The sequence below is a fragment of the Mesorhizobium sp. M1A.F.Ca.IN.020.04.1.1 genome, assembly GCF_003997315.1.
In the GTDB taxonomy this organism is placed as follows: Bacteria; Pseudomonadota; Alphaproteobacteria; order Rhizobiales; family Rhizobiaceae; genus Mesorhizobium.
Window position 1 is genome coordinate 1 of record NZ_RZSN01000122.1, and the last position, 18,704, is coordinate 18,704.

Sequence of the window (18,704 nt, forward strand, 5' to 3'; positions counted from 1 at the left end):
GTCCTGCATGCCGAGGATGAAGTTCGATCCCCTGGCCAGTTCCGCCATTTCCGGTCCGTACGGCGTCTCGAACTCGTCGCCGCGCTCCAAAATGTCGCGCACATCGACGCCTTTGGTGACAAGCAGGAAATTGCCGAAGGCCAGGTTCGGCCAGAAGCGGCGCAGCAGCGCCAGCAGCCAGCGCGGGTCGTTGAAAAGGAAGCCGGCGATACGGGACGCAAGCCCCTTGGCGCGGAGCCGGTCGATATCGAAGGGCGGCATTTCGGCGACAGGGCGCTGGCTCTTCTGGGCAGCGCGGACAGCAGCGAAATACTTCAACTTGATCATGCGCGTTCGAGCCCCCCGGCTGTGCACGTCACTGCGATGCCGGCTATTGTCTGGCCTAGGTTTGGTTCGGTCCGGCGTATGTGATTTTTTTCACAATCATCGGTGTTCGGTTCCAGCAATCATGCGATGGACTTGGCCTGGCCGAAATTCGCGATCAGGAAGTTGTTCTTCGCAGGATCGACGAACGGTATCCAGCGAATCCGCTGCTCAGAAAAATCGGGATGCCTGGTTGCCAGAATGGCGCGTTCGCGTTCGGCCTCCTCAAGACGGCCGCTCCGCATCAAGGCGCCGATTTTGAGGAACCTGGCGTAGAAATAGCCCGGCGAAAGGTTGAGCGAGCGATCGGCAACCGCAATTGCGGCCGGCCAGTCCTCGACCAAACAGTATGCGGCAGCCAGCTCGCCCAGATTGTGAAAGCGGTAGAGGTCGAACGGGCTCAGCCGCTCGGTATCCAGGAAGAACGGGATCGCGCCGGCGGCATCGCCAAGCAGCAGCCGCGCGCTGCCCATTGCCGAGCGGGCGAAGGCAAAGCTCGGATTGATGTGAATCGCCTCGGCCAGATGCTCCGCCGCCGATGCCGGCTGGCCGCGCATGATGTCGGCCGCCCCGAGATAGGCGTGCGGCCGCGCGTCGAGGCTGTCCATCAAGAGCGACTTGCGCGCAAATTCTTCGACCTTGGCCAGGTCGTCGCTGTCGCCGAAGCGCAGCCATGCCCGCCAGAAATACCACCATGCCAGCTCGTTCAGCACGGCGCTGGAATTCGGATCTTCTTGGTAAGCCTTCTCGAAGAATTCGAGCGCGATCTCGGTGTCTTTGCGCGTGCGCCTGTTCATGTGCCAGCGGCCTCGCCGCACCAGCTGCCAGGTCTCGAGGCTTTCCCACGGCACCTGGAAGGTGCGCACCTGCTCGGCTCGGTCGACCTCCTTGTCGAGGATCGAGACGATCTCGCTGCCGATCTGGTCGCGCAGCCTGAAGATGTCGATGAGGTCACGGTCGAAGCGCTGCGACCAGACCAGGCGCCCGTTCGACGTGTCGGTCAGCGAGGCGTTGAGGCGTATCTGCCCGCTGTGGCGCGCCAGCGTGCCGCCGACGATGTAGCGCGCGCCAAGCGCATTGCCGATGAGCCTGGTTCCGAGCTGGTCGTCGCGAAACTGGAAGCTGGAGCCCTTCGCGATCACCGAGAGCCAGCGGGTGTTGGACAGGCCGTAGATGATGTCTTCCGCAATGCCGTCGGCCATGTAGCCGACGTCAGGCTCGCCTCCGTTGCTGCCGTGAAACGGCAGCACCGCGATTGCCGGCGGGCCCTTCGATGCGAGTCTGTCATGGACGGGAGCGGTAGGGATGGCGGCCAGGGGCGCAGCAATCGCCGCGCCGTTGCCGCCGCGTCCGGCGATCAGCACACGTACAGGCAGGGCGATGTTCTTGAGCATGAACTCGCCAAGGTCGGTGAAAACCGCGGCCGTTTTGTCCTTCACGTGGTGCCAGGTCGTCTCTGAGATGGCTAGACCGTCATGTGGAGCGAATTCCTGCAGGCGCGCGGCAATGTTGACGTCGTCGCCATAGAGGCGGCCCTCGCGGACGATGACGTCTCCGGTGTTGATCCCGGCCCGGAACGGCATGCGCATCTCATCCGCGGCCGAGGCATTGAGCGCCATGATCCGGTCCTGGAAATCGAACGCCGCGCGCAAGGCTTCGATTGGATTGCCGAATTCGGCCATGATGCTGTCGCCGGCAACGCCAAACGTGCGGCCGCCAAAGGCGCCGCAACTGTCGGTGATGATATCGCGCCTTTCCTCGAAGGCCGCGACGGCGCGCTCGTCGTCGATGCCCATCAGCCGCGAAAAACCAACGGCGTCGATAGAAATGATTGTCGCAAGCTGACGGGTATAGTTCCGTTCAGCCATGGTTGAGCCCCCGGTCCCTGTTTTCGGTCCAGAACAGGCGACTTCCGCTCCAAAAAAACTTCGCCGTTTGCCGATGGAAGATCCCCGGCAGGCTCGGCGCGCCGTTGCCACCCTGTTGGTCCGGGACTCTAACAGGGTCTGGCCAAAAGCTCTACCACGAACAGCTAATGGAAGGCGGTTTCGGCGCAAGCCATGGTTAGTCGTTCGTTACCTGAAGTCCGATGTTGCAGAAGCCTCCTTACTTGTTGAATTCACGCCATTTTACTTATTTAAGCTTTCGCGAATAGAGGTCGCGCCGGCCGTGACGGACCAACTGTGGAGCAAGGCGTTGCGGCCCGTTGGCGGAACCAACGGGCCCGGATTCGAGTTGTCAGCGCGTTCATGCCACCACGAGAGATTGAGGGCAGTCATGCGCGGTGTTCTTTTGGCAAGCGGTATCGCGTTTTTCCTTGTCGGCGGGTCGGCTTTCGCGGCCGAAGCGCAAGCGCTGCCGCCGCAAAATGCCAAGAAGCTCTCGGAAATCCTGACCAAGGTCGAGAAGCGGAGCGACTTCCAATATATCAAGGAGGTCGGCTGGAGCAGCGACGGCTATACCGTTACCTATTACACAACCGACAAGGCCAAGGTCGAAATCACCTACGATCCGGTCACCGGCGAACCGAAGTAACGCCTGATACGGCCGCCCGCACCTGGGCCGGCGCCTCCCTATCCGAGACTTGCGTCGATGCACGTTTGATGGCTGACTGCGCGCCATGATTGCGGGCACGGGGGTGCATGGGAATGGTTGGCTACGTTCTAAAGCGCATCCTGATGGTGCTCGCCGGCTATCTGATCGCGGTGCTCGTCGGATTGGTCGCGTTGGTCGCGATCTATGCAGCGCTGAGCTCGCTGCCCAACGCCCCAAGCTATTTCGAGCTGATGCAGTTCACGCCCGTCGCCGTGCTGGTCGTGCCGCCGCTTGGCATGTTCGTCTATTTCCTGACGATCGTGGCGACCGGCATGCAGACTCTGATCTTTGCGCTTATTGCCGAGGTCTTCTCGTTGCGGAGCTTCTGGCTGCATATGCTGTTCGGCGGCGTGGTTGCGGCCGCCGGTTTCATGCTGCTCTCGCCGGGCGCGCCGCACGATCCGGAACGCTGGGCCGACCTTGGCATCATCGTCGCGGCCGGGCTGGTGGCCGGTTTCGTTTATGGCTCATTGCCGGACGTGATGCCGGTTTTCAGGCGGCCGCTCATCGAGCGCTTAGGTTGACGGTGCGCGCACCGCTTCGGTCGCATCCAGCGCCTGCATCAGCTTCGAATCGCGATCGTAGACGTCGTCGAAATATTCGACCTTGCCGGACATGTCCGGCCAAGCGGTGAAATAGGCGACATAGACCGGGATGACGCGCGTGACATTCTCGGTCGAATGACCATGCTTCAGCTTCTCGGCGATGTCGTCGACCGACGTGCCGAGCACAGCGGCCGCCATGCCGCGCGGATCCTGCAGGCGTATGCAGCCATGGCTCAGCGCGCGCATGTCGCGCCCGAAGAACGACTTCTGCGGCGTGTCGTGCATGTAGATGGCGTGCTTGTTGGGGAAGAGGATCTTCAACTCGCCAAGCGCATTGGCCTCGCTCGGCTGCTGGCGCACGCTGAACGGGATTTTGGCACCGTAGGCGCCCCAGTCCACCGCCGCAGAGGGAACTCGCCTGCCGCTGGAATCCGTCACCTCATAGCCGGCGCGGTCCAGATAGCCCGGATCGCTGCGCAGCCTCGGCAGCATCTCGTTGACGATGATCGACTGCGGCACGCCCCAATAGGGGTGGAAGTCGACCTGCTTGATCTGGTTGTAGAAAAATGCGGTCTGGTTGGTGACCTTGCCGATGACCACGCGGGTCTTCAGCTTCTCCTCGCCGTTGTCGATGTAGCTTGCGGTGAAGGCCGGCTGGTTGATGAAGACGCGCGGGCTGCCAAGATCGGAGGGGAGCCAGCGCAGCTCTTCAAGCGCCGCCATGACCTTCTCGACCTTGTCCGCCTTGGACGTTCCGGCGAGCGAGGCGACGGTGCGCGGGCCGATGACGCCGTCGCCCTTCATGCCGGCCCGCTTCTGCACCGCCTTGATCACCGGCACCAGGTCAGGACCGTAAAGCTCGCTCTTGCCGAGCCGGGCGAGGGTCTCGCCAAAGTCACCGCCCATCTCGTCATCGAGGTTGCGCGCGATCAAAGTCAAAAGCTTGGGCAGTTCCGGGCTGCTTTCACCGGGCTTCAGGAGCAGCTTCGGATCGACGACGATCTCGTTCTCCTCGCTTGCCTGGAGCGACTCCAACTCGACGCGCAGCGCCTGATATTCAGGGTTCTGCGGGTGCCGCGATTCGAGATAGGTGCGCACCTCTTGCGTGTGCGCCAGCGTCTTCAGCACGCCTTCGAGATCGAGCGGCTTGGCCGGAAAATCGTAATAGCCGGTCATGCGGTTCGGATCGACTCGGCCGCTCTGGGCGTCATGGGCGTAGCGCAGCACGCGCGCCGATAGCGCCATCTCGAAGCGAACCAGTTCCTTGGTCCGCGCTTCGGGCAAGGCGGCATTCGTGGCCGCCGCAGGAACATCGACGGAATAATCGGCAGGCGTCAGGCCATAGCTCGCCGCTCCGCCAAGCACCCGCACGGCATCCTGCGCCCTGCTGTTGGGTGCATCCCCTGTCACCCAGATGAAATCCGGATTGGCCGAATAGTAGGCGATGAGCGCCTTGGCGATATCGGGCTCGGCAAAGAGTTCATAATCGCTCAGGCCCGCCAGCGCGTCGCGGAACGCGCTTCCGGTTACGGAGGGCACAAAGGCGGCATCTTGCGCGGTCGCGGGCGGCGGAGCGGGCAGCAGCGACTTGAAGTCGACGCGCACAAGCTTGTCGGCCCTGTAGGTATTGTAGGTCGGGCTGCTGATCCTGACGCTACCGCCTGTGCCAGGCTGCACCTTGCGCGGCTTCGGCGGCGGCGGAAATTCTCCTTGGGAATTGTGCCGGATGCCGCCGCCGAACAGCATGTCGAACAGCCCCTGCGCGCTCGCCGGCTGCTGGCCGAAGGCAAGCGCCGTCGCGATCGCGATCGGCATGACGGCCATTTTGTTCCCGAGGATTTTCATGCTTCACCCGCACCGGTTGAAACCGGTTTCCCGTTCCGCGCCGCTAGACGGTCCCGCCCTCCGCATGGCGGATGTAATGCGCGACTGTACCGATTCATACTGATTCCGTTAAGCTTCCATAAATTTTCGCGACCGTGTTGCAGAACAGTTTCACATCCTGTGAGACACAATGCGGCAGGGCGGCTCCCGGTTTCAGACGCCTCGGTAACAATCAGGCGTTGGCGCTGTGCGGCCTTGGCGACCATGGCCGACCTTCCCTCCTGACAAACATCGGCCGGTGACAAACAGCAGTCTTTGTGATCGAAATTCCGGCGGGCGCGAGCCATGGCCTGGAGGATGCGCAGTGAAGAAGGGATATCGCGAACTTCTCGACGAAGCGAATGCCGAGATCGAGGTGGTTTCGCCTGAGGAAGCTGCCGGGCTGCTGGAGGATGACGGCACCATCTTCGTCGACCTACGTGACCCCCGCGAGGTCGAGCGCGACGGCAAGATTCCCGGCGCCAAGCATGTGACGCGCGGTATGCTCGAATTCTGGATCGACCCCGAAAGCCCTTACCACAAGCCGTTCTTCGCCTCCGGCAAGACCTTCGTCTTCTTCTGCGCCGGCGGCTGGCGGTCGGCGCTGGCGACCAAGACGGCGCAGGACATGGGTCTCGCCCCGGTCAAACACATCCTTGGCGGCTACACAGCCTGGAAGGCTGCCGGCCTGCCGGTCGAGCCAGGGCAGAAGAAGAAGGCCGACTGAGCCATTCGCAACTACGGACGGAAGACGCCAGCAGGCGTCTCCCGCAGTCATTTTCAATGCAGCGCCGGTTGCCGTTCCTCGGCGACGAAGCCCACGGCGCGCGCGACGACATCCTTGTCGGCAAGGATGCGGCGGTGGCCAAGCCCTTCGGCCCAATGCAAGCTCACATGATCGCCGGCTCCCGCATATCGTTTTGCGTGATCGGCATGGACTTCGCGGTCGTCCGGCGCATGGATGATCAGCGTCGGCACCGGAGCCTCGGCGAGCTGGCGGTCGCCCGTGAAATCGCTGAGCGGCCGTCCCGACAAATGCTTCACCCGATCCGCCATGGCGACCCGGGAGCGCGGCCCGACATTGAGCCGGTGGCTGAAATCGTCGAAGATCGCCGGCAGCGAGCTCGGCGCCGCGATTAGAACCAGTTTCTCGGCCGCAAGCGGCGGCATGCCTTTCACCGAAGCGGCAACCGCATTGGCGGCGACGGCGCCGCCGAAGGAATGGCCGACGGCGGCGGCAAACGGGCCGAACCATTCGCCTGCGACTCGCACGGCGTCGACCGCGGTCACCATATTGAGATGTCGCCCGAGCGAATGGCCGTGGCCCGGCAGGTCAAGCGAGACCACCTTGTAGCCGGCGTCGCGAAACCCATCGATCAGAGTTCGCATATATTCGGTGCGCGAGCGCCAGCCATGGATGACGAGCACGGTGCCGCGGGAGCCCCTGCCCGGCCCCGGCCGGAACTCATGCACCGCAACGCAATCCGCCTTCGTCTTCAGCCGGTGATGGCGCGCCTCGGCCATGAAACCCGCAGCGCGCTCGACTGCGCGGCGCTCGCCATCGCTCAAGGCCTTGACGTTTGGCGTCCGGCAGAACAATTCGAACGCGGCGCGGCCACTGAGACGCGGCGCGACATGCTCGGCCGCGCCGAAGACGCCTCGGATGACCTTCAATCCAAATGATGCCATAGTGTCGGTCCAACCATTCGTTCAAGCATGAACATAATAGTTCAAACATGAACATTAAGCAAGAGCTGCCCTGGGACAATCCGCGCTTCCGCAACTGGGTTGCGGTGGCGCGCGCCTGCCATGTGCTGGAGCGCACGCTGGCGGTGAAGCTCGCGCCGCTCGATCTCAAACCGGCGCAGCTCGACGTGCTGATGAACCTCTACCGTCATCCCGGGATGTCGCAGCACGACCTTGCCCGCAAGCTCTTGGTCGGCCGCTCGAACATCACGATGCTGTTGCCGCAACTGGAAGCCCGCGGCCTGTTGCGGCGCGAAGGCGACGAAAAGGACAAACGCGTGCTGCGGTTGAACCTCACCGAAGCCGGCGAGGCCCTGCTGATGCGGGCGCTGAAAGTACATATGGCGCTCATCGAGAAGGCGATGAGCCAGTCGACGCCGGAGCAGTGCGACATGATCGGCGAGCAGATGCGCAAGATCGCCGACGTCCTGAAGGAGGCCTGACCGGGCGCTCTCGAGGCCGCTACCACATCGTCTTCTTTGCCCGCTCCGGCCATTCCTTGTCATATGCGGCGCCATTGATATTCCTGCGGCTGGTGATCTCGAGGATCTGGCCGGGCGTCGGCAGCGACTTCGGGTCGACATGCTTTGCCGGGTTCCAGAGCTCCGAGCGCACGATGGCTCGGGCGCACTGGAAATAGACCGCGTCGACGGCGATGACGGTGAGCGACCGTGCCGGCTTGCCATCGACCATGAAGGACGCGCAAAGCTCGGCATCGGCTGTGATATGGGCGCGGCCGTTGACGCGCAGCGTCGTGCCGGAGCCCGGCACAAGGAAGAGCAGCCCGACGCGCGGATCGCGAATGATGTTCTTCAGCGAATCGGCGCGGTTGTTGCCGCGCCTGTCGGGCATCATCAGCGTTTTTTCGTCCAGGAGGCGCACGAAGCCGGCGAGATCGCCGCGCGGCGAGCAGTCCAGCCCCTCCGGCCCGCAGGTCGCCAGCGCCACGAAAGGCGAGGCTTCGATGAAGGCTGCATACTCCGGGATCACATGGTCAAGCTCCTTGACGACGGAGGCCTCGCCAGGCAGGCCGTAGAGGGCTTCGAGCTGTTCGACCGATGTGATGAGCGACATCTTTTCCGCCTCCTGACCTTTTGCCGGCGCTACTCTATGTCCATGACGCTTTGACGACACCCAGTCAAACGTCTTGGCGCCAGGCTAGCGGTCGCGGCTGAGCCCCTTCTCGGCCAGCTCGGCGAGGTAGGCGTTCCAGCGCTCGTCCTTTTCATGCCCGAGCGTGTGAAGATAGTTCCAGGTGAAGATGCCGGTGTCGTGGAAATCGTCGAAGGTGATGCGCACCGCGTAATTGCCGACCGGCTCGATCTTAAGAATCGCGACATTGCGCTTGCCGGGCACAGTCACGCGCTGATCCGGCGAATGGCCCTGCACCTCGGCAGAAGGCGAGGCCACGCGCAAGAACTCCGCCGGCAGTTCGAACGGCTGATGCCCGGCAAAGGTGACGGTGAGCAGCTTGCGGTCCTTCGAGACCCTGAGTTCCTTCGGCGCCGTCATGTTTCTTCCTATATGCGTTGCGCCCTTCCCTACGCCGGTTCGCGCAGCGCGAAAAGGTGATAGAAGGCAGCCGACAGAGAATGTCGGTCGGGGAATGTTACCAAAGATCGAGAGCTTCTATCTTGAATGCGCGGTTGGATCGTATCACATAGCCGTATATAACGACGCTGCTCAGGCCACGGAAGCGCTTGCAATGGACATGATCGACCCTTTCGGTCGCACGATCAGCTATCTGCGCGTGTCGGTTACCGACCGCTGCGATTTCCGTTGCACCTATTGCATGGCCGAGGACATGACCTTTTTGCCCAAGAAGGATCTGCTCTCGCTCGAGGAGCTCGACCGGCTCTGCAGCGTCTTCATCGAAAAGGGCGTCAGGAAACTCAGGCTCACCGGCGGCGAGCCGCTGGTGCGCAAGAACATCATGCATCTGGTTCGCCAGCTGTCGCGGCATCTTGAGAGCGGCGCTCTGGAAGAGCTGACGCTCACCACCAACGGCTCGCAGCTGTCGCGCTTTGCCGCCGAGCTCGCCGACTGCGGCGTGAAGCGCATCAACGTCTCGCTTGACACGCTCGACGCCGACAAATTCCGCCAGATCACCCGCTGGGGCAATCTCGGCAAGGTCATGGAAGGCATCGACGCCGCGCAAGCGGCGGGCCTGAAGGTCAAGCTCAATGCCGTGGCGCTGCGCGACTTCAACGACGCTGAAATACCGGAGATGCTGCGCTGGGCGCATGGTCGCGGCATGGATCTGACGGTCATCGAGACCATGCCGATGGGCGAGATCGACGCCGACCGCACGGACCAGTATCTGCCGCTGTCGCTGCTGCGCGCCTCGCTTGAGCGCCAGTTCACGCTGACCGACATTCCTTATAAGACCGGCGGCCCTGCCCGCTATGTCCAGGTCGCCGAGACCGGCGGTCGGCTCGGTTTCATCACCCCGATGACGCATAATTTCTGCGAAAGCTGCAACCGCGTCCGGCTGACTTGCACCGGCACGCTCTATATGTGCCTCGGCCAGGAGGACGCCGCCGACCTGAGAGCGCCGCTGCGCGCCTCCGAAGGCAATGAGCTGGTCGGCGAGGCCATAGACGAGGCGATCGGGCGCAAGCCGAAGGGCCATGATTTCGTCATCGACCGCCGCACCAGCCGACCCTCGGTATCGCGCCATATGAGCGTCACCGGCGGCTGATTTTTTCTCCGATTTGGTGCAGGATCACCCTCGGTCACGGACCTTGGGGGCATCATGAAGTGTGTTCATCTCGTCCAGGGCGCGCCTTTGGTGATCGCCTTCTCGTTGCTGACGATTGCGACGACAGCGGCAATCGCAAAGCCGTTCACCTACGTCAATGCGCGCTTCGGCACGTCCTGCACCTTTCCCGACGAGATTTTCAGCGACCGCTTGCCCGAGCCAGAAAACGGCGATGGGCAGCAATGGAGCGCACCCGACGGCGCCAGCCTGACCTGCTCGGGCATTTATAACATCGACAACGACACTCCGAAGGGCTTCGTCGCCGACGAAAAGGCAAACACCGGGCCGGGCTACAAGATCACTTACAGCAAGTCCGGGAAGAATTGGGCGGTGGTTTCTGGCATCAAGGGCGACAAGGTCTTCTACGAACGGCGCCTGTTCGGAAAGGATGGTGTCATCCGCACCGTCTGGATCGAGTATCCTTCCTCGCTTAAGGCGAAATACGATCCGCTGACCGGGGCGATCGCCGCCAGCCTGCGCGGCCCTTGAGCTGCGCTCGGCGCACTGGAAATAAACCATCCGCGCCGACTTCCACCCGATTTACCGCCGACTTGTTCCGGCCTAGCCTCATGAAGCGATTTTCGCATTCAGGGGGAATTCTCATGCGCAAATTCTTGGCTTCGCTTGCAATGCTCGGGATTGCCTTGGTGCCTGCGGCCGCTCAGTCGATCGGTGGCACCTACACTGTCGCCGGCACCAATTTCGACGGATCGAAATATGGCGGCGAGGCAACCATCACACTGACCAGCGACACAACCTGCACGATCCATTGGGAAACCGGCGGCTCGTCCTGCGACGGCATTTGCATGCGCAACGATGATGCCTTTTCCGCCGGCTGTGTGATGGGCAAGGAAATCGGCCTCGTCGTCTACAAGGTGGAGAAGGACGGCTCGTTGCACGGGCTGTGGACCATCGCCGGCCAAACGGCAACGGCACCGAGACGCTGACACCGAAATAATCGCTCCGGGATTGCAGCCGATATTGAGGGCCGCAGGAACCTCCTGTGGCCCATTTCTTTGACGTTGCTGTCTTGCCGCTGGCTGTTAGACGCTTGCGAGAGAACATAACCCGGAAGCGCCCTTGCCTCTTTCGCCAAATCTTCGCGGCGCACTGTTCATGGTCGTGGCCATGATCGGCTTCACCTTGAACGACGCGATCACCAAATTCTCATCCGAATCGATGAACATGGCACAGGTAATGCTGGTGCGTGGCGCCTTCGCCTCGCTCTTCGTCGGTCTGCTCGCCTGGCGGCGCGGCGCGCTTGCTGATCCGCGCGCCATGCTGCAGCCGATGGTCGCGTTGCGCGTCGCCGGCGAAGCCGGCGCGACCGTGTCGTTCCTGATCGCCCTTGCCCATTTGCCGATCGCCAACGTCTCCGCCGTTCTGCAGGCGCTGCCGCTGGCCGTGACGATGGGCGCCGCACTGTTCTTCGGCGAGGGCGTCGGCTGGCGCCGCTGGCTCGCCATTGCCGTCGGCTTCGCCGGCGTACTGATCATCGTGCGGCCGGGCTTCGAGGGTTTCAGCGCCTATTCGTTGCTGGCGCTGGCGAGCGTCGCCTGCTGCGCGGTGCGCGATCTCGCCACCAAGCGCATCCCGCAAGCGATCCCGACCATGCTGGTATCGACCGCGACTGCGCTGGCCATGACGATCCTGGGTGCGCTGCTGCTCCCGCCGATGGGCGGCTGGACGCCAATGACCGCCGAGTCGACGGCGCTGCTGGCGCTGGCCGCCGTGCTCGTGCTCATCGGCTATCAGTTCATCATCATGGCGATGCGCTCGGGCGACATCTCCTTCATCGCGCCCTTCCGCTATACGGCGCTGCTCTGGTCGATAGTGCTCGGCCTCGTCATCTTCGGCGATATCCCCGACCTGCCGATGATCGTCGGCGCCGCGATCATCATCGGCTCCGGCCTCTACGCGCTCTACCGCGAGCGCCTCGTCGGCAGGCGCCAGCCTGCCGCCGAAAGCGCTGGACCCGACATGGCGCCGGACGGCATATAGGCCCGATGGATCGAAGCGTTGCAGGCATCATCCTGGCGGGAGGCCAGTCGCGCCGCATGGGCGGCGGCGACAAGACGCTGCTTTCGCTGGGCAAGGTCAGGCTGATCGAGCATGTCGCCGCGCGTCTCACACTGCAGGTCGCCACGCTGGTGCTCAACGCCAACGGCGATCCGGCACGGTTTGCCGGCACCAACCTTCCGGTGCTTGCCGATACGATAGAGGGCCATGCCGGCCCGCTCGCCGGCATCCTCACCGGCCTCGAATGGGCGGCAGCGGACACGGGCTACCGGTCGCTGGTCAGCGCGGCCGGCGACACGCCGTTCTTCCCCGCCGATCTCGTCGAGCGATTGGCCGTTGCCGCTCGGGCACGGCCGGGCGCGATCGCGGTCGCCAGTTCCGACGGCAGGTGGCACCCGACCTTCGCGCTCTGGCCGCTCGGCCTGCGCGATGCCCTGCGCCATTTCCTGGTTGAGGAGGACAATCGCCGGGTCTCGGCCTTCGTGGAGCGGCATGGTTTTGTCGAGGTGGAGTTTCCGATGCTCGAAGCCGGAGGCGAGCGGATCGACCCGTTCTTCAACATCAACACGCCCGACGATCTTGCGGAGGCCGAGCGTCTGTTGCAAAGCCTTGAGCCATGAGACGCGTGTTCGGCATCACCGGCTGGAAGAACTCCGGCAAGACGACCCTGACCGAGAAGCTGGTCGCCGAACTGGTTCGGCGCGGCTGGACGGTCTCCACGGTCAAGCATGCCCATCATGACTTCGACATCGACAAGCCCGGCACAGACAGTTTCCGCCACCGCCAGGCCGGCGCGATGGAGGTCGCGATCGTCTCCGGCCGGCGCTGGGCATTGATGCACGAACTGCGCAACGCGGACGAGCCAACGCTGGACGACATCCTGGCGCGGCTGGCGCCCTCGGACATCGTGCTGGTCGAAGGCTACAAGCGCGAAGCACACCAAAAGATCGAAGCGAGACGGCTGGAGGCCAAGGACCGGACGCCGCTTTCGATCAACGACCCGAACATCGTGGCTGTCGCCGCCGACTTTCCGGTCGAAGGCGAAAAGCTGCCCGTCTTCAACCTCGACGATACGAAATCGATAGCCGATTTTATCGAGCGCGCGACCGGTCTCGTCAGTCCAGCCAAGTAACGCAGCGGCACACGGCGATTGCCGTTTGCTGTTGTTTTTGCAGTTGCTTTTTTCTTGCAAAGAGTGGGAGTATCCCGCGCAGCGGGCGGTCAAAAAGGCTCCGCCCACAAGAGCCGCACGGGACAGCGGCCATGACAATATGAGAGGATTATCATGCGTATTGCACTGCGTATCGCGCTTGCCGCTTCGGCCGCGCTGCTGACACTTGGCGTCGCCCAGGCTCAGGAAAAGACCCTGAGGATCGGCACCGAAGGCGCGTACCCGCCCTTCAACAACCTGACCTCGGACGGCCAGCTGGTCGGCTTCGACATCGACATCGCCAAGGCCCTCTGCGACGAAATGAAGGTGAAGTGCACCTTCGTCGCGCAGGATTGGGACGGCATCATCCCGGCGCTCCAGGCCGGCAAGTTCGACGCCATCGTCGCTTCCATGTCGATCACGCCAGAGCGCCAGGAAAAGGTCGACTTCACCCACAAATATTACAACACTCCGTCGGCGATCGCCGTGCCGAAGGACTCGCCGCTCAAGGGCGTGACCAAGGAAGACCTCGCCGGCAAGACGATCGGCGTCGCCACCACGACGACCCACTTCAACTATGCCTCGAAGACCTACACCGACAGCACGATCAAGGGCTATCCGAGCAGCCCCGAGGAACAGGCCGACCTTGCCAATGGCCGTCTTGACGCCATCGAGGACGACATTGTCGTGCTGCAGCAGTGGCTGGATTCGCCCGACGGCGCCTGCTGCAAGATCCTCGGCCAGCCCTCGCCGCAGCCGGTCGAGATCTTCGGACCGGGCGCCGGCATTGCCGTGCGCAAGGGCGAAACCGACCTGGTCAACAAGCTGAATTCCGCGATCGACGCTATCCGCAAGAACGGAAAGTACAAGGAAATCAACGACAAGTACTTCAAGTTCGACGTCTACGGCGCCGAGTCCTAATCATTTGCGCTCAGGGCGGTGAGGATCACCTCGCCGCCCTGCCTCCATTCCGGGATCGCCACGGAGACACGCCCCGCCAATGCCAGCCCAAAGCATTTGGACACTTCTCAGTTGGGGACCGGATGGCTGGAGTGACGACATTGCGTCTGGTGTGCTGGTCACGGTCGCGCTGGCGCTTGCGACATTGCCGATAGGCCTGGCGATCGGGTTCTTCGTCGCCTTCGCCAAGCAACACGAAGAGCCCGCGCTCCGGCTCGCAGCCAACATCTACACCACTGTTTTTCGCGGCCTGCCCGAGCTGGTGACGCTGTTCCTGTTCTTCTTCGGCATGCCGCTGCTGCTGCAATATGTCGTCCGCCTGTTCGAGCCCGAGGCGACAATCGACGTGAACAGCTTCATTGCCGGCATGATCGTGCTGGCGCTGATCTTCTCCTCCTACGCCAGCGAAGTCTTTCTCTCCGCCTTTCGCGCCATTCCCAAGGGCCAGTATGAGGGCGGCTACGCCATTGGCCTTTCGAAATGGCAGACGATGCGCCTGGTGATCCTGCCGCAACTGCTGCGCATCGCCTTCCCCGGTCTGGAGAATTGCTGGCTCAGCCTGCTCAAGGACACCTCGCTGGTGTCGGTCGTCAACCTAGCGGAAACCCTGCGCAATGCCGGTGTCGCGGCGCGCGTCACCAAGCATTCCTTCCTCTTTTACAGTGTCGCGGCGCTGGTCTTCCTTGTGCTGGCCATCCTGTCCTCGGTCGCCACCGGCTATATCCAGCGCTCGCTCGGGCGGAGGGAGGCTCGATGAGCGTCAGCCAGGCTATTGCGGTTGACAGGCCACCGTCCCGGGCTCGCGGCTGGCCGCGCGTGCGCATCATAGGCTACGCGCTGGTCTGCCTCTGGGGCCTTTTCGGCATCGGCATCGTGGCCTATCTGGTCCACGCCTGGAACGCCGATTTCTTCGCCAGATACGCGCCGGCCTATCTGCAGGGGCTCGCAACCACCCTGTCGCTGGTCTCCGTTTCGATGGTGGCGGGCGCTATTCTCTCGTTGCCGGTTGCCTACGGCCGGATGTCCAAGAACCGCATCCTTTCCGGATTGGCTTATTGCTACGTCTACTTCTTCCGCGGCACCCCGCTGCTCGTGCAGACCTACCTCGTCTATTACGGCATCGGCTCGTTCCGCCCCGAGCTGCAAACCGTCGGACTATGGTGGTTCTTCCGCGAGGCGTTCTACTGCGGCGTCTTTGCCTTTTCGCTCAACACCGCCGCCTATCAGGCAGAGATCCTGCGCGGCGCCATCGAAAGCGTTCCGCGGGGCCAGTGGGAAGGCGCGGCCTCGCTCGGCCTGCACAAGCTGCAGACGCTGCGCAAGGTGATCATGCCGCAGGCGATCATCGTGGCGCTGCGGCCTTACGGCAACGAGCTCATCCTGATGATCAAGGCTTCCGCGATCGTCGCCATCATCACCGTCTACGACCTGATGGGCAACGCGAAGCTCGCCTACGCAAAATCCTTCGACATCCAGGCCTATATCTGGGTGGCGATCGTCTACCTGGTGCTGGTCGAGATCCTGCGTCACGGCGTCGAATGGATCGAACGGCGGATCACCATTCACCTCAAACGATAGAGCGTCGTCAGCGGACGGGCCTGCATCAGTCGATGCGGCTTTGCGCGCCTTGACGAATTTTTCGCATAGCCTAGACCTTCCGCCACTGAAACCTCTGTTTTGTTGGAAGGCAGGCTTATGGCATCGGTTGCATTTCTCGGTCTTGGCGTCATGGGCTATCCGATGGCCGGGCACCTCAGGAACAAGGGCGGCCACGACATCACCGTCTATAACCGCACGACCGCCAAGGCCGAGCAATGGGTCGCCCAGCATGGCGGCAGACTGGCGATGACACCGGCCGAAGCGGCCGAAGGCAACGATTTCGTCTTCTCCTGCGTCGGCAATGACGACGACCTGCGCTCGGTGACGACAGGCGCCAGCGGCGCCTTCGCCGCAATGAAGAAGGGCTCTGTCTTCATCGACAACACGACAGCCTCGGCCGAAGTCGCGCGCGAACTGGCCGAAGCCGCCGACAAGGCCGGCTTTTCCTTCCTCGATGCGCCGGTGTCGGGCGGCCAGGCGGGCGCCGAGAATGGCGTGCTGACCGTCATGGTCGGCGGTGAGCAGGCCGCCTTCGACAAGGCCAAGCCGGTCATCGATGCCTATGCCCGCATGGTCGGGCTGATGGGACCCGTGGGCGCCGGCCAGCTCACCAAGATGATCAACCAGATTGCCATTGCCGGCCTCGTCCAAGGGCTGGCCGAAGGCATCCATTTCGGCAAGAAGGCCGGCCTCGACATCAACAAGGTCATCGAGGTGATCTCCAAGGGCGCTGCCGGCTCCTGGCAGATGGAGAACCGCCACAAGACGATGAACGCCGGAAAATATGACTTCGGCTTCGCCGTCGACTGGATGCGCAAGGATCTCGGCATCTGCCTCGCCGAAGCCAACCGCAACGGCGCCAAGCTGCCGGTGACCGCGCTGGTCGACCAGTTCTATAAGGACGTGCAGGACATGGGCGGCAGGCGCTGGGACACGTCCTCGCTGCTCGCCCGCCTGGAAAAATAGACGGCGATGGTCCTGCCCGATCCAAGCTGGAGCGCCGACGAGATCGTCGCCCATCTGCGTTCGATCGGCAGCGAGAAAAAAAGCGCCGGCATGGCGCGATTCGGCATCAACACGAGAACCGCGCTCGGCGTCGGCAATTCCGATCTGCGGCCGCTGGTGCGCAAGCTGAAGAAGAACCAGGAACGGTCGCTGCTCTTGTGGGACACCGACATTCGCGAAGCGCGATTGATGGCCGCTTTCACCGGCGAGCCGAAGGAGCTCGACATCGGTCAATGCCGGCGCTGGGCCGCCGATTTCGACAGTTGGGAGATTGTCGATACCGTTGCCGACCTGTTCGCCCAAACACCGTTCTGGCGTGAGCTGGTCGAGGAATTCGCCGAGGACGAGCGCGAATTTGTCCGCCGCACCGCCTTTGCCATGCTGGCCTGGGCGGCGGTGCATCTGAAGAAGGAGCCGGACGCGAGCTTCCTCGCTGCTCTGCCGCTGATCGAGACGCATGCGGGCGATCCGCGCAACTTCGTCCGCAAGGCGGTGAACTGGGCGCTGCGGCAGATCGGCAAGCGGTCGGTGGCGCTGCACGCCCCTGCCCTTGCGCTGGCCGAGAACTGGCGGCGTCGTCCGACAAGACGGCACGCTGGATCGGCAAGGACGCGGTGAAGGAACTTTCGGATGTCAAACAGCTCGAACGGCTCGCGACCACACGACCTTGATCTCAGCGAAGTAAGCTCACGACGCTTTTACTCGCTTCGGAAATGGGACTGGCGGAGGATGACGACCATGAGCAGGCGTTTCAGATCAAGCGCGACGCTGGCGATCGTGCTTATGCTCGCCACCGCGAGAGCCGACGCCGCGGCCGACGTCGCGCATATCTTCTGGAAAGACTTGCGCCCGGCGACGCAGGCGGTCGCCGAGGACGCCAACCTGCCGATGATCGCGGCAAAACTGCCCGATCACGGTGAGACACTGTCGCTCAATCTGCAGGACAAGACCGTTCAATTGTCCGGCTACGCCTTGCCGGTCGATCGCGAGGGCGACCTCGTCTACCAGTTCCTGCTGGTGCCTTGGACCGGCGCCTGCAGCCACATGCCGACGCCGCCGCCGAACCAGATCGTGCTGGTAACGCCGGCGCATCCTTACAGGATGGCGGAGGCATACCAGCCGGTCTCCGTCACCGGCGTGCTGAAGCCCGGCATGGAGAAGAGCCAACTCTTCATCCTGGACGGCGTCTTGATCGTGCAGTCCGGCTATACCGTGCGCAAGGCCGAGGTGGCTGATGTCGACAGCGTGCCGGACGCCGTCACGCTCCCGGTCAACTCGCCGTGGAATTTCCTCAACAAAAAGAAGAACTAGGTCTCGCAACTTCGCGCATAGCGGGAAGCGCGAGCGCTGCTCAGGCCGCGTTGGCCCCCGACTCCTTGTCCAGGATCATGTAGTCGAGCGGGATCTCGGTCGTGTACTTGATCTGCTCCATGGCAAACGAGGACGACACGTCGCGGATCTCGATCTTGGCGATCAGCCGCTTGTAGAAGGCGTCGTAGGCGGCAATGTCGGGCACCACGACGCGCAAGAGATAGTCGACGTCGCCGCTCATGCGGTAGAACTCGACCACCTCCGGAAATTCCTGGATGACCTCGGAGAAGCGCCGCAGCCATTCATGGCTGTGCGAATTGGTGCGGATCGAGACGAAGACGGTGACGCGCACATTGACCCTCTCATGGTCGAGAATGGCCACGCGCCGCTTGATGACGCCCTCTTCCTCGAGCTTCTGGATGCGCCGCCAGCACGGCGTGGTCGACAGGCCGACTTTCTTGGCGACATCGGCGACCGCAAGCGTCGCGTCCTCCTGCAGGAGGCGAAGAATTTTTCTGTCTAGGCGGTCCATGGGAAGGCTCCAGCGGAATAGTTTGGCTATAATCCTTTTTATCAGGCCCTTTCACAAGAAAGAAATTCTGCCAATGCCGGCAAAAGCGAGTGATTTCTTGCAAGATGCCTAATTGAGGCGATAGCGGATTTCCGAGCGCAGGAATGGCAGCAAATCCATTTCAAACCACGGATTCTTCTTCAGCCAGCCGGTGTTTCGCCATGACGGATGCGGCAGCGGCAGCACTTTCGGCCCGGCTGCAGCATCCCAGACCTG

Annotated in this window: 21 protein-coding genes and 3 pseudogenes; 16 read left to right on the forward strand and 8 right to left on the reverse strand. The window is 62.8% G+C overall.

The window, feature by feature from the left end; genetic code table 11:
* Both EOA49_RS21965 and EOA49_RS21970 read right to left on the reverse strand, forming a co-directional pair.
* Positions 1 to 327 (reverse strand): hypothetical protein (locus EOA49_RS21965; protein WP_206520209.1); only part of this gene is annotated, 327 nt, incomplete at its 3' end.
* A gap of 119 nt (positions 328 to 446) precedes the next feature.
* Positions 447 to 2,231, reverse strand: a complete 1,785-nt coding sequence (locus tag EOA49_RS21970) for an adenylate/guanylate cyclase domain-containing protein (protein WP_067320029.1) — start codon at positions 2,229 to 2,231, stop codon at positions 447 to 449.
* A 409-nt stretch (positions 2,232 to 2,640) separates the two neighbouring features.
* Between EOA49_RS21970 and EOA49_RS21975 the strand changes: the two genes are divergently transcribed.
* Complete coding sequence (locus EOA49_RS21975; RefSeq protein ID WP_066989847.1) at positions 2,641 to 2,898, forward strand: PepSY domain-containing protein; 258 nt, start codon at positions 2,641 to 2,643, stop codon at positions 2,896 to 2,898.
* Positions 2,899 to 3,011: 113 nt separating this feature from the next.
* The gene (locus EOA49_RS21980; protein ID WP_127241248.1) at positions 3,012 to 3,482 is read left to right on the forward strand and encodes a hypothetical protein; all 471 of its coding nucleotides are present in this window, start codon (positions 3,012 to 3,014) and stop codon (positions 3,480 to 3,482) included.
* On the opposite strand, the gene EOA49_RS21985 is transcribed toward EOA49_RS21980, so the two are convergent.
* Positions 3,474 to 5,348 carry a murein L,D-transpeptidase gene (locus EOA49_RS21985; protein WP_127241249.1) on the reverse strand — a complete coding sequence of 625 codons (1,875 nt, stop codon included), beginning with the start codon at positions 5,346 to 5,348 and terminating at the stop codon, positions 3,474 to 3,476. The genes EOA49_RS21980 and EOA49_RS21985 overlap by 9 nt on opposite strands.
* Before the next feature lie 343 nt (positions 5,349 to 5,691).
* On the opposite strand from EOA49_RS21985, the gene EOA49_RS21990 reads away from it, so the two are divergent.
* Positions 5,692 to 6,093 (forward strand): rhodanese-like domain-containing protein, encoded by a 402-nt coding sequence (locus EOA49_RS21990; protein WP_066989852.1) that lies wholly within the window; start codon positions 5,692 to 5,694, stop codon positions 6,091 to 6,093.
* A 53-nt stretch (positions 6,094 to 6,146) separates the two neighbouring features.
* Here the strand turns inward: EOA49_RS21990 and EOA49_RS21995 are convergent, their stop codons facing one another.
* Positions 6,147 to 7,055 (reverse strand): alpha/beta hydrolase, encoded by a 909-nt coding sequence (locus EOA49_RS21995; protein ID WP_127241250.1) that lies wholly within the window; start codon positions 7,053 to 7,055, stop codon positions 6,147 to 6,149.
* A 47-nt stretch (positions 7,056 to 7,102) separates the two neighbouring features.
* Here EOA49_RS21995 and EOA49_RS22000 point away from each other — a divergent pair, with 47 nt between their 5' ends.
* Positions 7,103 to 7,555: a MarR family transcriptional regulator gene (locus EOA49_RS22000; protein WP_067320018.1), complete on the forward strand. Its 453-nt coding sequence runs from the start codon at positions 7,103 to 7,105 to the stop codon at positions 7,553 to 7,555.
* 19 nt (positions 7,556 to 7,574) lie between these two features.
* On the opposite strand, the gene EOA49_RS22005 is transcribed toward EOA49_RS22000, so the two are convergent.
* The gene (locus EOA49_RS22005) at positions 7,575 to 8,186 is read right to left on the reverse strand and encodes a pyridoxamine 5'-phosphate oxidase family protein (protein WP_127241251.1); all 612 of its coding nucleotides are present in this window, start codon (positions 8,184 to 8,186) and stop codon (positions 7,575 to 7,577) included.
* An 84-nt stretch (positions 8,187 to 8,270) separates the two neighbouring features.
* Positions 8,271 to 8,624: a DUF971 domain-containing protein gene (locus tag EOA49_RS22010; RefSeq protein WP_066989863.1), complete on the reverse strand. Its 354-nt coding sequence runs from the start codon at positions 8,622 to 8,624 to the stop codon at positions 8,271 to 8,273.
* A gap of 193 nt (positions 8,625 to 8,817) precedes the next feature.
* Here EOA49_RS22010 and moaA point away from each other — a divergent pair, with 193 nt between their 5' ends.
* The 12 genes and pseudogenes from moaA (at position 8,818) to EOA49_RS22070 (ending at position 17,917) form a co-directional block, all read left to right on the forward strand.
* Positions 8,818 to 9,813, forward strand: coding sequence for a GTP 3',8-cyclase MoaA (gene moaA, locus EOA49_RS22015; RefSeq protein ID WP_095825398.1), 996 nt, complete (start codon positions 8,818 to 8,820; stop codon positions 9,811 to 9,813).
* Between the two features lie 54 nt (positions 9,814 to 9,867).
* A complete protein-coding gene (locus EOA49_RS22020) occupies positions 9,868 to 10,362 on the forward strand; it encodes a hypothetical protein (protein WP_095777694.1) in 495 nt (164 codons plus the stop codon).
* 113 nt (positions 10,363 to 10,475) lie between these two features.
* A pseudogene (locus tag EOA49_RS22025) lies at positions 10,476 to 10,831 on the forward strand (hypothetical protein).
* A gap of 122 nt (positions 10,832 to 10,953) precedes the next feature.
* Positions 10,954 to 11,874, forward strand: coding sequence for a DMT family transporter (locus tag EOA49_RS22030; protein ID WP_127241252.1), 921 nt, complete (start codon positions 10,954 to 10,956; stop codon positions 11,872 to 11,874).
* 5 nt (positions 11,875 to 11,879) lie between these two features.
* Entirely contained in the window at positions 11,880 to 12,512 is a 633-nt protein-coding gene (gene mobA, locus EOA49_RS22035) for a molybdenum cofactor guanylyltransferase MobA (protein WP_127243342.1), read from the forward strand.
* Positions 12,509 to 13,024 carry a molybdopterin-guanine dinucleotide biosynthesis protein B gene (gene mobB / locus EOA49_RS22040; RefSeq protein ID WP_127241352.1) on the forward strand — a complete coding sequence of 172 codons (516 nt, stop codon included), beginning with the start codon at positions 12,509 to 12,511 and terminating at the stop codon, positions 13,022 to 13,024. The genes mobA and mobB overlap by 4 nt, the downstream gene beginning before the upstream one ends.
* Positions 13,025 to 13,177: 153 nt before the next feature.
* Positions 13,178 to 13,963: an ABC transporter substrate-binding protein gene (locus EOA49_RS22045; protein ID WP_066992755.1), complete on the forward strand. Its 786-nt coding sequence runs from the start codon at positions 13,178 to 13,180 to the stop codon at positions 13,961 to 13,963.
* Between the two features lie 79 nt (positions 13,964 to 14,042).
* On the forward strand, positions 14,043 to 14,759 hold the full coding sequence (locus tag EOA49_RS22050) for an ABC transporter permease (protein WP_066992752.1): 717 nt from the start codon (positions 14,043 to 14,045) through the stop codon (positions 14,757 to 14,759).
* Positions 14,756 to 15,580 (forward strand): ABC transporter permease, encoded by an 825-nt coding sequence (locus EOA49_RS22055; RefSeq protein WP_127241351.1) that lies wholly within the window; start codon positions 14,756 to 14,758, stop codon positions 15,578 to 15,580. Before EOA49_RS22050 ends, EOA49_RS22055 begins: the two co-directional genes overlap by 4 nt.
* A 117-nt stretch (positions 15,581 to 15,697) precedes the next feature.
* Positions 15,698 to 16,567, forward strand: coding sequence for an NAD(P)-dependent oxidoreductase (locus EOA49_RS22060; protein WP_127241350.1), 870 nt, complete (start codon positions 15,698 to 15,700; stop codon positions 16,565 to 16,567).
* Positions 16,568 to 16,573: 6 nt separating this feature from the next.
* Positions 16,574 to 17,277, forward strand: a pseudogene (locus EOA49_RS22065) (DNA alkylation repair protein).
* Between the two features lie 67 nt (positions 17,278 to 17,344).
* Positions 17,345 to 17,917 (forward strand): DUF3299 domain-containing protein, encoded by a 573-nt coding sequence (locus EOA49_RS22070; RefSeq protein WP_066992741.1) that lies wholly within the window; start codon positions 17,345 to 17,347, stop codon positions 17,915 to 17,917.
* Positions 17,918 to 17,957: 40 nt separating this feature from the next.
* On the opposite strand, the gene EOA49_RS22075 is transcribed toward EOA49_RS22070, so the two are convergent.
* Positions 17,958 to 18,449, reverse strand: coding sequence for an Lrp/AsnC family transcriptional regulator (locus EOA49_RS22075; RefSeq protein WP_095810851.1), 492 nt, complete (start codon positions 18,447 to 18,449; stop codon positions 17,958 to 17,960).
* A gap of 108 nt (positions 18,450 to 18,557) precedes the next feature.
* Positions 18,558 to 18,704 (reverse strand): annotated as a pseudogene (locus tag EOA49_RS33590) (uracil-DNA glycosylase family protein); the annotation flags it as partial.